Here is a 14,526-nt window from a genome sequence, read left to right on the forward strand (position 1 = left end):
GAGGCACCTTTATGGCGTGCAGTGTTGAGCGAGTTAAATACCGCAAAGACATCCGCGAGCGAATAGTGTGGTCAAACGATGCGGCATGGTCAAACGGCGCAGCAAGTGACGCAAGGCCTTCGGTGATGTCCACACGATAGACACCTGTATGTCGACGATTTCCACGTAGTGTCCTGTTTAACAATTGGTGCTGACACGCTTCAGGTTTAGATATGACAAAGAACGCATCAAATGACGACCAAAGACTAATTCATGTGCAGGCAGAATTCGATTCGCTTGCCGATGAGTATCGGCACGTACATGAGAAAAATATCGCTGTCACCGGAGAAAGCCCGGAATATTTTTCGGAATACAAGATTGCGGATCTCGCGCAGTCTGTTAACGACCGCGCCTGTCAGAAGTTGCGCATACTTGATTTTGGAAGCGGGATTGGCAACTCTATTCCCTATTTTCGAAAATATTTCCCTGACAGTGAGCTAACTTGCGCCGACGTTTCTGCGCGAAGCATTGAGATAGCGCAAAGCAGATTTCCCGGTGCCGAGAATTACGTAAAAATTGACGAGGTAATTCCACTGCCGACGAATAGTTACGACATTATTTTCTCAGCATGTGTGTTTCATCATATACCACATGATCAACACACCTATTGGCTCGGAGAGCTCTCTCGTATCGCAAAGTCGAATGGCACGCTCGCGATATACGAGCACAATCCGCTAAACCCGTTGACCGTGCGCGCTGTGAATACATGCCCGCTAGACGTTAACGCGAAGCTGATCGTAGCGAAGCAGATGAAATCGACGATATTACAGAGTGGTTGGCGACAGGCGGAGGTTGCGTATAAGGTATTCTTCCCTTCTATGCTGGCTCGGATGCGGGGGCTCGAGCGACGTCTCGAATGGTTGGCGTTCGGTGCTCAATATCGCGTACTCGCCCGTCGTGCTCTATGAGGGATTTCCTAAAACAGTTGTTTCGTTTCGGACTGGTGGGAGTGGTAAATACGTTGATCGGACTATTTATCATCTATGCCATTATGTATCTATTTGGTGCAGGACTGGCAATCGCCAATTTTATCGGTTACATATTCGGTTTTATCGTTAGTTTTATCCTTAACCGCATATGGACTTTTCGGGATCAGCGGTCCATCAGGCGTGTTCTTCCAAAATATCTATCCGTGGCCTGCGCATCATATTTATTGAATTTACTTGTTGTTCTTCTGGTTAATGATCAGTTCAAATTCAATGGATATTTGACTCAGCTGTTAGGTGTAGTGACATACACCGTATGTATGTTTCTAGGTTGCCGCTATTTGGTATTTTCGACGTCACGAGAGTCAAAACTAAACACCTAACACCGGCGCGGTGTCGCATGAACGGGCGAAAACGAATGTTGGGGAAAACTACAATGAATAACTCAAAGATGCTAGGCCGGTTTGTGGAACTCGGTACACTGCTCGTTACCGCATTGATTCCGCTGATGATAGGCATCACGGCGTTGAATGCATGGCACTGGAACTTGTCAGTCCCCTTTGTTTATTTGCAACGAGGTGGCGACGAGACATGGCAACTTATTCTCACTAAAGCATTGATCGATAACGGGTGGATTCTTAATAACCCATATCTAGGTGCGCCAGGGCATGCGCACTGGTACGATAATCCGGCCGGACAAGCGAGTGCCATGCATTCAATTTTAATGCTTGCTTTGTCTAAGATAATCAAAAATCCGGTTGAGGTGCAGCAAATCTATTATATTGGGAATTTTTCGCTAATATCGATTTGCACTTTTATATCGTGCCGTTTACTCGCAATCGGGCGATTGCCTGCGATGCTTGTTGCAATGCTGTCTTCTTTATTGACCTACCGGTTTAATTTCATAATTTATTCATTTTTGGGAAACTATTTTTGTGTGCCGTTGGCATTGGTTCCCGTTTATTGGATTTTTGTCGGACGTTTTGCGATTTTCTCGCAAAACATAGGAAAATCAAATCTCCTTGTTTTAAGGCATATATTCTCATCAAAGCATTTTTTGCTTGGCCTAACTTTCATTATTTTGATTGCAATGGCAGACGGATATTATGCATTTTTTACCTTGCTTTTGCTTGGATTTGCTATAGGGATTCGATTGTTGGCAGGGGACTTCAAGCAACCTGTCTTGCTTGTAGCGCCTTTGGTTTACTGCGTTGTATTAGTGACCGTCGCGCTATCGCTGGTCGCTCCAATTACAATTTACAAGCATACACACGCGGCTGAATTTTCGCCGAACGGTGTTGAAGACCCTGTGCTTGTTCGACACGCTTTTGAGGCTGAAATTTATTCCGTAAGCCTCAAACTGTTAATCGCGCCATCGCCCAATGACAGAATTCGCCCGTTGGGAAAACTGGGTAAGAAAATGATCGAAACCAGTGAGATAGCACGGCAATACAAAATTGGCGTGCCCAACGTTCAGCTGGGTATACTCGGCTCCGGCCTGTTTATGGCAGTGTTGATTGTGTTTTTGGCACCCGCCCTCCGAGAGCGGCTAGGCGTAGCAGCGACGGCGGAACCGACGGCGAAACTTGACTCGATTGCCTGGGCCTCAGGTTCATTTGCAATTTTCATCTTTTTGTGCTCGATTTCGGGAGGAATTGGGACACTGGTTGCGCTCGTTTATCCGACTATTAGGGCGTACGATCGGTTTCCGCTCTTTTTGGTTTTTGTCTTGTATATCGGCGGTGCCGCGATTGCGACGATGCTTTTGGACACGGCCCAACCACGCAGGCGACGCATACTCGTAGTATTTTTTGTTTTACTGACGGTCGGCAGCCTTTACGACCAAATACCGAACAATTCGGCCAAAGGAGACCAAGAGACCGAGAAGCGATTTCTCGCCGAGCGCCACTTTGTTAGCGAAATTGAACACAAGTTGCCGCAGGGTGCAATGGTATACGAGTACCCATATTCGAGGTGGCTGAGTAACAGTCCATACTATGGTTGGGGCTCCTTTGGGCAAATTCGGTTATATTTGCACTCCCATTTTATTCGATGGAGCAATGGGGCATCGAAAAATAGTCCTGTGGATAATTGGCACGCTAGCCTTTCGGCTCTTCCGGTTGACGATTTGATAACTGAAATACGAGCGGCCGGTTTTGCAGCATTCGTTGTGGATAGGACCGTCGTTAAACCTGATGAATACAAGAAGATACGTGATGCGTTGCTGCGGGTGTCGCGAGAACAACCGATTGAGGACAACAATAGTCACCTAGCCTTTTTTCAACTTAAAGATCTTGCGTACCGCTTACATTTTGACAATGCGTATGATTCGGCAGATGGGATTGTTGTGACTGATGCGAAGGGTGTCTTGGAGTCAGCTGACATGTCGCGTTATATCAATCGAGATGCATTGATAAGTTTTTTGAAGGAATCGAAGCGAAACTCAGAGACTATTTCAAGGGCAACAAACCCAGAAATATTTCGCTCGACCGCACGAATGTTCCGTGGAGATGGCAGTCGACCTATTTCCCCCATCTCTGACGTAAAGGGTGATTTCCAATGCGTCGTTGGGGGCAAGTCCGATCATAATGACGGCGGCATGCTTTTTCTCGATATCGAAAATCGTAGCGATTTTGACTGGTTCCTAGATCAAGGTGCACATCCTTTACGAATCGGTGTGCATTTTAAAGCCCAAAATGGACAAATTTTGAGTTGGGACACCGGGTATCGCGTTCCGTTGGGCAATGAGAAGTCGGATTCGTCAAGTGGCGGCAGGCCGCGTATGGTGGTTCCAGCAGGTGCATCGAGACAAATAGCCATTCCGACGGAACAGCTATTTGCGGCGTTACCGGCCGGAGGTACGCACGAGGCTGTTGCAGAGATCCGGCTGGTGCAAGACGGAGTTGCTTGGATTGACGGCGTTGGTTGCGACGTCAAATTGAAGCGGTGACTTGCCAATTTCACCGCAAGAAGATGATTGCTTCAGCCAAGACGAACATATTTTACTTGGAGTCGCGTAAAAGTATGGTTGGCATGCACGAACATGGCACTGCCAGCAGGAGGGCGAGTAGTGACTCTTGGTCACTAATCCCCTGTTATCACGAATGTCTTGCGCATCTGCCGCGATGCGTTAATCTTTGGGCTGTCTCTCATTATGTTGAAGGCGAAAACCAATGAGCGCATCGTTTTCCTTGACTACTTACGAGCGTTTGCGTGCCTACTAGTTGTGGTCGGACATATCTACTTTGTCGGCCCCAATGATCCAAAAACCGTAAGTAATTGGCTTCCCGACGTGTCAAGCTATATTTTTGGGCCCGATCCGAATGCCGAGAATCCGTATGGGCATGCTTTGGCGATGCTTACGATACATACGGGCATCGGATTGGGTTCGCTTGGGGTGGGGTTGTTCTTCTTGATCAGCGGATTTGTGATACTAAGAGCTCTTGACCGAGAGGCATGGCGAATTTTTATGACGCGACGCTTCTTCAGGATATTTCCGACCAATGCGACTTGCATGGTACTAATCGGTCTTGTCACGGCAATGTATTGTCGCTTAGCCAACGTGACCGATCCGATCCATCTACGTAGCGTTGTCACATCTAGTCTGCTGCTCATCAATCTGACGCAGGATTTTCCCGCAACGCCGGTGTTATGGACACTTGAAGTCGAGGTCCTATTTTATCTTTTAATGGGCGCACTGGCATGGCGATTCACGAGATTAACGCAGAGAATTCTTCTCGTTGCGTCGCTCGTGTGTATCTTCGTAAGCGCTATTGCTGATTTTTCCTCTAGATCGTCGATGGTCTTAAGTGCGCATGCTATTCAACTAGCACATTTAGGACTTTTGCTAAGCAATGTAACGATGTTATTAATTGGATCAATGATCTACAGAAATTTTTCTGATGGATGGTCGAAAAATTCGTGGATTTCGGTGTTAATTTCAATCGGGCTGTATGTGGTAGCGGTGACTAGTCATGAGATGATCACAGGTGCTTCCACCGGAATTGACATTGTAAATTCAGCCGTTGCACTAGGCATATTTAGTGCGGCTTTTGTCGCGAGAATGGAGTGGAAGTGGATACGCCCTCTGAGATGGATCGGGGATATCAGCTATCCGCTGTACTTACTCCATGTGCCGTTGGGTTGGATGGTTTTGGTCATGTTAGCAAAAGCTGGATGGAATATTCACGCGGCAGGAATATCGGCGGTGTTGACTGCAATTGCTTGCGCGTGGGTTATGCATGTTTTAGTGGAGAGAACCTCTCAACGTGTTGGGCGCAGGGTGGCCATCCAATTATTTTCGACAAAGTCCACGGTGGCCAAATAAGGGTGTGCCGGGAATTCTCGTCAGGTGCATGAATGATCAGGAACTGATTGACGTAAATTGGATATGAAAGGTCCCCAGCAAACCGATCATATTTGTTTCCGCTTGTCAGCGTGAACAAAAGCGGGATAATCCCACCAGTGCTAGAAATTCCCACCATGGGAATGCGGGATTCGTGAACAGAACCGCGAGTCGTACGAATACTACGGGCCCATTGCAACGCAGACGAGGCCTGCGGTCACATACCCGCGTCTGCTTCCGTCCCGCCAAGCCAATAGACGTGTGCAAGAGCGACTCGGATGATGAATATCCAAAGGACTTCGGCGCCTAGCGCGGCCCAGACGGAATGACGCTCAAGGCAAGTAGCAGACGCAACGTACCCATACCGTCATCCCGTTTTTTAGGCCGCCGGGATTGTACGCTTCCGGGCGCGTAGCCGTAGTCCCCTTTGAGGGAAGCTCTTATTTCTTGACGGGCGTAAGTCATAGGCACTTGAAAATCTTGCCTTGAAACGCGCATTTCGCCGGACTTTTGCGACTTTGAACCATTCAATCGCTGCGTGCCAGCCGCGTACGTGGCGAAGCGTGCTGTTAGGTCGGCTCGGAATACCGGCAGACATGGATCCTGCAAGCTTGTCGAGCATAATTAATGTCGCAAGCACCCCGGCACGGATGGGACTACGGGCGAGTCAGCTCATGAGTGCTCTTCCATGATCGAATGTGGTTATGAGTCTCCGACTCATCGCGCAATAACCCAACGAGCTTACGAAATGGCAGATTGCGTTTTGCGTTGAGCACGACCGGTTGCCGGCACAAGATGCGATAAGTCCACGGCACTTTCTGACTACGCCCAATGGCGTGTACGTGTTGATGCACTCAATTGGCACGATCGGTTGTTTTGGGTCCGCGTGAACTCCTATTGATGGCTTGATGAAGCTTACGTGGCAGATGCTGATTGTGCTTGGGAAATTGAACTCGAGGACAGTCAAGGTGCCGAGCGCGCATCGTGGTAGCATGCGGTCCTGTTGCGCATGCACGTCGCAGCGGTGGCGTGATCAACGCGCGAGCCAAACAAACGGACAAATAGAGCTGAATGACATGCCATTAAAAAAAAGCATAGATTGCCTAACAGGCATGCGGTTTTTCGCCGCTCTCTGTATTGTTTTCTGGCATTCACAGGGGGGATTTTTCTTCCGAAATTATGCTTTCAGGCCATTTCAGCTTGATGGTGCGGTTCAGCTTTTCTTTGCGCTATCGGGTTTCGTTTTGACCATTAGTCGAAACGATGAAAAGGGGTACGCAGAGTTTATGGGAGGGCGGATCGCTCGGATATGGCCCACTCACCTTGTGGCTTTCGCGTTCTTGATTTGCGTATTCTACTCAGTAGATAGCCCGCATTGGGTAATAGATCATCCTCTAGATTCGGGGCTCTTCGTGTTTCTGCTGCAAGCATGGGTGCCCAAGACTGAAGTCATATTTGGGTTCAACGGTCCGGCATGGTCTCTATCGGTGGAGTTGTTTTTTTATGCCGTGTTTCCGGTCTGCGTGATATTGTTGCGCAGAAATCCGGTGCTACGCTCAGCAGCTCTATTTGCATCAACATTGATAGCGATCTTACTTATTGGGAGATGGTTTCCGAACGTAAACGCGGTATGGCTTGGCTATGCAAACCCGCTCACTAACCTCTGCGTGTTTGCGATGGGGATTTCGGCTGGTTTGTTATGGAGGGACGCGCCTCCCGCGGGCACGAGCTTAACGAGAGCAACTGCTCTTGAGGTAGGCGCTATTTCTATCGCGCTACTGGCAAATTCAGCGTTTAGCGCACCTTACCAGGTGGATCATCCCACGGCAATTGGGTGGTTTATGCTAACTACTGCCGCTGCTCCAACGTATGTACTTGTTATTTATGTCTTGGCTCGCTACCGGGGGATTATTAGTTTGATACTGTCGCGCAAGCCTATCGTGCTGCTTGGGCAGGCGAGTTTCGCCCTATATTTGTTTCACCAGATTCTGTTGAAGATGTACTGGCAATACCGAGATTTTTTCGGGGTCTTAGGCCATTGGCCTTCGTTTGCACTTTTTCTTCTGTCATCGCTTGGGCTAGCCTTCGCGGCGCATTTTGGGGTTGAAGTTCCGACCTATCGGATCGTCACTTCGTGGTTACGCGCTAAGCGGCCAGTCGTGGAGGGTGGAAAAGTGCGCCTAACACGGCAATAGCGCTTGCACCGTGCTTAGTTCGACCGGCGTTGATAGCTCTCCCGAAACAGACGCCGATCTTGCCGAACAGCTTGAATGTTCTCACCGAGACACTTGGCATCTCGTGGTGGGATAACTAGCAAGACGAGAGCACTTTCCATAACTGCTATGGCTTCGTGCTTCGGACCAGCTCATAAGATGCTGGAGCGCAGTGTGACACGGTCATTGATTGACGTGAAGTGCTAAAGGGAAAGTGCTGAGCGCGGCCATGCGGCGGAGCGGCGGTATGGCGCAAACGTTTCACTTAGAGATAGGAATATACGAGGTCCATTCGCTGCAACTGTTGCTTGATATGGGCGGTTGTCTCCTTATCCAGCGACACGCGCTTCTCTTGGCGCACGTGTCTGCGATGGAAGAAATTTTCGTTGTCGTAGTAGGTGAAACCCAAATCAGTCGTGCTGCCAGCTTGCTGCGACATCTTGTTGGATACCTTCATTACGCGTTTCTTGTCGTACTTGCGGCGCAACCGCAGAACCTCCAGTGGGCCTGGCGTGACGCCTAAATACCTGGCAATCCGTAAAATGACCTTCATAGGTGAGGCGTTAATGGTTTTGTAGGGAATTACTAGCACATGGTCGTGAAAAGCATTGAACGAGTCGACCCAGAGCTGGAATGCGTGGATAGATTGTTGGATATCGAACCCAAAGATGTCCATCAAGGATTCAATAGCATCGAGAGGATCACGCACGGTGCAGATGCCTTTCATTGCCCCTGTCTTCAACAACTCGATGCCCGATTCATGGACGTTATGATTTTTGATGATGATGCTATCTGCATGTGACTGCGCGACAACGCGTTCAATTTCTTCCGTCGGTTCGGAATAGATCGAACCCCTACTGGCCAGTAATTCTCGGGCGATATTGAAAGAAAACGTTGATCCGCTCCTTGGCATACCACAAATGGACAGCAACATTATCCTTTTCCTCTTTCGATTTAACATGTTCGCACGCAATTATACTGGTGGTCGCATTGCGACGTGAATTCTGAAAATGGGACGGTGGTCGAACGAGGTACACGGCAATCGAATCCGGTAGTAGGCGGGACTAAGCCTGTGGGTATCGTGGATCCACTTCCGCGCTGTATATGTCGATGCGTCGGCGCCGGCACATAACTGTCCACAATGATTATCGAAACCCCCTCGGCTTGACGCGGCGGCTCCGAGTGCGCTGGCTCATGTGCGGGTCGCCCGGACTCTGATTGCGAGTACCTACATCAACCTGGCTTATGTTCTAAAGCCAGTTCGTCAACAACGAATGATGTGCCGCGCAGTGCTTTGATGCGGCTCAAGATAGAGCAGCGGTCGGCGACCGGGACTATTCTGTCGCTTTGAATTTGGTTTTCTGCGGAGTAATTCGGATCTGCCTGGTCAGCAGCGATATTCAGCTCCTGTGTAGCAATGCTTCGTTGACCCTTAATGCGATGGATGGGCTGGCTCCGCCCGTGCGCCGACTGAACGGGTCGTCACGATTTCCTGAATAACGAAAAGAGGCCTGCCTTTGGTCTCAATGTATAGGCGCCCCAAGTACTCACCGAGGATACCTACGACAACAAGCTGGCAACTGCCCATTGTGAGCATGATGATGGCAAGCGATGACCAGCCTGGGACCGATCGATCGAGCAGCCACGCCACGAAGACATACAGCATTAGCGCCCCGGACAGAGCGGCAGCGAAGAAGCCCATATACGTCGCAATCCGCAGCGGCTTTGTCGAGAAGCCTGTAATCGCATCGACAGCGAATTTCAACATCTTGATCAACGGGTACTTTGTTTCGCCGGCAAAGCGAGCAGACCGCTCATAAGGAAAGGCTTCTTGCTTTAGCCCGATCCAACTGACCATGCCGCGAATGAATCGATGGTTTTCCGGCATTGCATTGAGGGCGTTGACGGCCCGTCGGCTCATCAACCTGAAATCACCGGTATCGACGGGAATATCGATGTCAACCAATCGGTCGAGTAGGCGATAAAACGCAGATGCGGAAGTCTTCTTGAAGCGGCTTTCACCTTCTCTTTTGATACGTTGACCGTATACAACGTCGATACCTGCATCCATGCGTGCCATCATGGCAGGCAGCAGTTCGGGAGGATCTTGAAGGTCTGCGTCGATAACAAAAACGCGCCTGCCGGTGCAAATTTGCAGGCCGGCAGTGAGCGCGAGTTGGTGCCCAAAGTTGCGCGACAGATTGATCGCGACGATATGACTATCTTGTGTCTGCAGTTCGAGCATGAATTGCCATGTGCGGTCGCGGGATCCGTCGTTGACGAGTACGATTTCATAAGAACCGGCATTCATGCCCTTGCAAACATCGGACACACGCCGATGCAGCTCCGTAATTCCCTCCTCCTCGTTGTAGCAAGGTACAACGATTGAGAGGTCGACGTTATCGGCCTGTTCGGCCAGACTGTTGGTTGCGCGCATAGTAGATGCTAATGAAGAACGGGTTCAGAACGGATACCCGTTTAGATTTCGTAATAATAACGCAGTCGTATGAAGCCGAATGTAGTAGTAAAGAGAGGTTTTTGCGAACACTGTCACTGCGCTTCAGAAGGCATTACCGCGCAAGTCGTCGATAAAGGCTGATATAGCTGTCGACCATGCGTTCGGCAGTAAAGCATTTTTCGAACCGCATCCGTGCGTTGGTGCCGAGCCGAATGGCCAATTCGGGTTCGTTGTACAGTCGCGCCATAGCGTTGCGCAGAGCCGCGGAGTCGCAAGCGGGCACAACAAAGCCAGTTTCGCCATCTATGTTGACGTAAGACGTTCCTGTTCCGATTTCGGCGGTGACTAATGGCTTGCTGAACATCGCTCCCTCGAGCAGTGAAATACCGAACGCTTCCGAACGAAGATGAGACGGAAAGGTCAGCGCATGACAAAGGGTCAGCAGCGCAATCTTGTCAGAGTCATCTACGGGTCCAAGGAAGTGCACATGGCCCAGTGCAAGCCGCCCAGCTTGTTGTCGGAGAACATTTTCTACCGGACCGGCGCCTACGATTAACACGGGGAAATTTGTGCCTCGGCATGCTTCGAGCAGGATGTGCAACCCTTTGTAGTACCGCAAATTGCCGACGAAGAGAAAAAACGGCTGAGGAAAGCGTGCTCGCCAATGCTTCAACCGCTCTTCGCTTGGTTCCGGGTAACTGGCCTTGTCCAATCCTATGGGGATAATTTCCACCTTATCGCGAAATCGCTGCAGTACATCGCTCGTCGCAACGTAGTTCGGAGACGTTGCGACAATGCGATCAACGCTCCCCAGGAAACGGTTCCGAAGGGGTTTATAAATCTCATTGAGCGTCCGTTGCCTCACTATGTCCGAATGGTACGTCACAATCGATGGCTTCCCGCTGCGCGTCGCGAAGTGCACAAGGTCGGCGAATGGCCACGGAAAGTGGTAGTGGATCAAGTCGGCCTGCTTGGAAAGCGCGGCGAATCTTGAGAAAGCTCGCATCGAGAATGCGGTCGACGCGATCTTCACGTCCAGCTTCACGCGGTGATGCACATGATCGCCAAAATCGACGGAGGTTGTGTCGTGGCTGGTTGTTAGCACGTCACTCGATATCCCCCGTTTAGCCGCGCCAGAGCATATTTGATTGATCAGTTCCTCGACGCCACCCATCGAGTCTGGTTTATACGTTTTATAAAAATGTAGAACGCGCATAGGTAACGGCTAGGGCGCCTGACTTGCGGCGCTAAGGGGGGCTCGCATGAGGTCGGCGAGCCTCGCAGGCAAGTACATGCGGGCAATTTAATTCACGGGAGCCCGACCGTACACATCCTCAAAGCGAACGATATCGTCTTCTCCTAAATACTCTCCGCACTGCACTTCGATGAGCACGAGAGGTACAACGCCTGGATTAATAAGGCGATGCCTGTGGCCGGCCGGAATGTAAGTGGATTCGTTCGGTTGGAGTGATATGGTCTGTTCTCCGTTGACGATTTCAGCGCAGCCCCGCACGACGATCCAATGTTCGCTTCGATGGTGATGCATCTGCAACGAAAGAGCGGCCCCGGGCTTGACGACGATGCGTTTCATCTTGAATCGATCACCTTCCTCCAGCACCGTATATGTGCCCCACGGTCGATGTACCGTTCGGTGAAGCCGGTAAGCGTCGTGATTTGCGGCCTTAAGCTTGCTCACAATATGCTTGACGTCTTGCGCCCGATCACGCGCTGCGATTAGCAGGGCATCTTCCGTATCGACAACGATAAGGTCGTGTACGCCGACCACCCCTATCAATCGGCCGTTGCTGCGCACGAAGCAATTGTCCACGTCATGGAGTTCCGCTGTGCCGTGTACGCGATTGCCGCGTTCGTCTGGTTGCGTGAGTGCGCTGATTGATTGCCAGGAACCGATGTCGCTCCAGCCCATTTCGCAAGGGACGACGGTCACCTTGCTCGAGCGCTCCATCACTGCATAGTCGATAGAGATGTTCTCGGCACTGCGGAATCGGGCGGCATCAAGTTCGACGACGTAGCCTTCATCTGACGAACTCCGCTTCGCTTCGGCAACAGCTGCTAGTGCGGGCCGGAAAACATCCGGTGCAAACGTCTCGAGTTCATCGAGAAGGCTGTCCGCACGGAAACAGAACATGCCCGCATTCCACAGATGACGACCGTCAGCCACCAATTCCTTAGCGACGTTTAGCTCGGGCTTTTCGACAAAATGCACCACCTTATGGACGACCTGTGTGCCCTCAATCGGCAACTCTTCGTGTCCAATATAGCCGTAACCGGTCTCGGGCGAAGTCGGGCGAATACCAAACGTTACCAGGGCGCCGTGCTGTGCCGTCGCCGCAGCATGTTCGACAGCCGTGCGAAATGCCGACTCATTTTCGATTAGTTGGTCCGCTGGCATCACGAGCATGATCGCATCGGGTCCGTGCCGCTCGCGTACCACTTCGGCTGCGACGCCAATAGCAGCCGCGGTATTGCGCGCCATGGGCTCGAGTATGAAGCCGATCTGCGAGACGTTATGTTCTAGTTCAATGCACTCGTCCTTCGTCAAAAAATAGGTGTCTCTGCTCGTGACGAATAGCACTTCCGTTGTATCGGCCACGTTCGAGGCGCGCACGAAGGTTTTTTGGAGGAGGCTTTGACCGTCCGCCAGTTTCAGCAGGGGCTTGGGGAATGCTTCTCGCGAGACGGGCCACAGGCGTGTGCCGGCGCCCCCGCAGATAATAACGGGAATAATCTTCATGAAAATTTGGGGTGCACCTTACAAGATCGCACAATTCTATCGGAATTCGCCGGCCAGGTCGCCTGTTTGACAGTTCATCTGCCTGTGCGGGCTCTATCGATCCAGCGTCACCTCTGCGCGCTCGATATTTCCAGGCGCTTAACGTACGATTTCGCCTTTCGGCGTCGCTACGCGGTTGCCGTTCACTCTGTTCAATAAGTGTCCCGCATGAAGCTGCTATTCGATCTCAACTCCCTACGTCCACCCCGAAGCGGTATCGGCTACTACACCCAACACTTGCTCGAGGGGCTCAGCGCACTTCCGGACGTTGATGACATTGCAGGTTGGGCAGCCGACAGGAGATTTTATGGGGAGGAGTTTGACGCTGTAGTTCGCGGCGAAATGGATTTATGGAAGGCGATACCGCCTAGCTCCGAGAAGCCGGTTGGCCTGATTAATCGGCTCAAGAATTGGCCAGCGATTCAGCCGCTGCGCACAGCTGTTCATCGGCGCAAATCGAAGGATCTGCGCCGAGATTTCGCACGAAGCGGCTACATCTATCACGAGACGAATTTCATCGCCTCGCGGTACAAGGGGCCAACGGTAGTGACGGTGCACGATGTGTCCCATGTGCCTCACCCGGAGTTCCAGGCGCGCGTAACGGTCGAATACCTCAACCGTCATCTGCCAGGATCGCTCAAGCAGGCGCAAGTGATCATCGCCGACAGTCTGTACACCAAGAAGGACCTGGTCGAAATTTATCGTGTCCCTGAGCAAAAGGTTGTTCCAATCCATCTCGGCGTGGAGGCGTCTTTTCGGCCTTACCCAAACGAAGTCTGTTTGCCAGTGCTTGAGGCATTGGGTCTGAAGCGGGGCGGGTTCGTGCTTTCGGTTTGTACCTTGCAACCGCGCAAGAATCTCCCTCGACTCGTGCAGGCGTTCGCGAAGCTACCTGCCGATATGCGTCAGACCTTTCCGCTCGTTCTCATCGGCGCGGACGGATGGCAAAACAGCGAGCTGTTGACCCTGATCGAGCCGCTTCTTGAAAGCCGGGAAGCGGTCATGCCAGGGTATTTGCGTCGCGACGACCTTCTCAAGCTTTTCGCATCAGCGGCAGTGTTTGCCTATCCGTCGTTGTATGAAGGTTTTGGGCTACCGGTAGCTGAAGCAATGGCGAGTGGCGTTCCGGTGTTGACCTCGAATCTGACATCGATCCCGGAAGTCTGCGCTGGCGCTGCGCTGGAAGTCGACGCTTATTCTGTCGAAGACATCGCGTCGGGCCTTCAGCGGCTTCTCTCTGATTCCACCTTACGCGACCAACTCGTTCAGAAGGGGCTGCGCCGGGCCGCAGAATTGACTTGGGAATCGACGGTCGCGCAGACATGTAGCGTCTACCGAAGCCTCATATAACCGTACAAGCGAGTTTGTTACGAAGCTTAACCGTGCGTCTTCTGATGGTTTAACGATTTCGATGAATTGAACAGTGACGCATATTTTGCGGGGCGCCCGTTTTGTGCGCTTGGTCGAAATGCGTTATCACGTCAAGTACCGGAGTTGTCAAAAAGGTACATATCGTTACTCTTTTTGCAACCTTTACCGATTCGCCCGTCGCCACACGTACCGCAGTCGCGGTATCTTCGCCACTGTAGTGCGCCTATCTGCAAATGCGCACATACCGCTGACACGTTTGTTTGCCCTCTGAGCGAAGCCATTGGCATAATGCTTGCTGTTTGAGGCTCAGTTTTGGTTTCCGCAATGCGGCCGGATCCGTCGGCCGAGCCATCAAATGCCGGGAGAGCGGCACGCGGACT

10 protein-coding genes are annotated in these 14,526 nt (G+C 51.3%); 6 read left to right on the top strand and 4 right to left on the bottom strand.

The features are described from left to right. The first annotated feature begins 212 nt into the window (after positions 1–212). The 5 genes from QYH69_RS12520 (at position 213) to QYH69_RS12535 (ending at position 7,505) form a co-directional block, all read left to right on the top strand. The gene (locus tag QYH69_RS12520) at positions 213–947 is read left to right on the top strand and encodes a class I SAM-dependent methyltransferase (RefSeq protein WP_308832173.1); all 735 of its coding nucleotides are present in this window, start codon (positions 213–215) and stop codon (positions 945–947) included. Then, on the top strand, positions 944–1,348 hold the full coding sequence (locus tag QYH69_RS36075; protein ID WP_374992396.1) for a GtrA family protein: 405 nt from the start codon (positions 944–946) through the stop codon (positions 1,346–1,348). Before QYH69_RS12520 ends, QYH69_RS36075 begins: the two co-directional genes overlap by 4 nt. Positions 1,349–1,401: 53 nt before the next feature. Continuing rightward, positions 1,402–3,915, top strand: a complete 2,514-nt coding sequence (locus QYH69_RS12525) for a hypothetical protein (RefSeq protein ID WP_308832174.1) — start codon at positions 1,402–1,404, stop codon at positions 3,913–3,915. Between the two features lie 204 nt (positions 3,916–4,119). After that, positions 4,120–5,292 carry an acyltransferase gene (locus tag QYH69_RS12530; protein WP_308832211.1) on the top strand — a complete coding sequence of 391 codons (1,173 nt, stop codon included), beginning with the start codon at positions 4,120–4,122 and terminating at the stop codon, positions 5,290–5,292. 1,094 nt (positions 5,293–6,386) lie between these two features. Next, positions 6,387–7,505, top strand: coding sequence for an acyltransferase (locus QYH69_RS12535; RefSeq protein WP_308832175.1), 1,119 nt, complete (start codon positions 6,387–6,389; stop codon positions 7,503–7,505). Positions 7,506–7,788: 283 nt separating this feature from the next. Here the strand turns inward: QYH69_RS12535 and QYH69_RS12540 are convergent, their stop codons facing one another. The 4 genes from QYH69_RS12540 to QYH69_RS12555 form a co-directional block, all read right to left on the bottom strand. Continuing rightward, positions 7,789–8,484 carry a sulfotransferase domain-containing protein gene (locus QYH69_RS12540; RefSeq protein WP_374992397.1) on the bottom strand — a complete coding sequence of 232 codons (696 nt, stop codon included), beginning with the start codon at positions 8,482–8,484 and terminating at the stop codon, positions 7,789–7,791. Positions 8,485–8,955: 471 nt separating this feature from the next. Beyond that, the gene (locus QYH69_RS12545; protein WP_308832177.1) at positions 8,956–9,960 is read right to left on the bottom strand and encodes a glycosyltransferase family 2 protein; all 1,005 of its coding nucleotides are present in this window, start codon (positions 9,958–9,960) and stop codon (positions 8,956–8,958) included. A gap of 133 nt (positions 9,961–10,093) precedes the next feature. After that, complete coding sequence (locus QYH69_RS12550; RefSeq protein ID WP_308832178.1) at positions 10,094–11,155, bottom strand: glycosyltransferase; 1,062 nt, start codon at positions 11,153–11,155, stop codon at positions 10,094–10,096. A gap of 129 nt (positions 11,156–11,284) precedes the next feature. Continuing rightward, a complete protein-coding gene (locus QYH69_RS12555; protein WP_308832179.1) occupies positions 11,285–12,736 on the bottom strand; it encodes a mannose-1-phosphate guanylyltransferase/mannose-6-phosphate isomerase in 1,452 nt (483 codons plus the stop codon). A 207-nt stretch (positions 12,737–12,943) separates the two neighbouring features. On the opposite strand from QYH69_RS12555, the gene QYH69_RS12560 reads away from it, so the two are divergent. Next, positions 12,944–14,125 carry a glycosyltransferase family 1 protein gene (locus QYH69_RS12560; RefSeq protein WP_308832180.1) on the top strand — a complete coding sequence of 394 codons (1,182 nt, stop codon included), beginning with the start codon at positions 12,944–12,946 and terminating at the stop codon, positions 14,123–14,125. Positions 14,126–14,526: the final 401 nt, after the last annotated feature.

The sequence above is a fragment of the Paraburkholderia sp. SARCC-3016 genome (assembly GCF_031119615.1).
GTDB lineage: Bacteria > Pseudomonadota > Gammaproteobacteria > Burkholderiales > Burkholderiaceae > Paraburkholderia.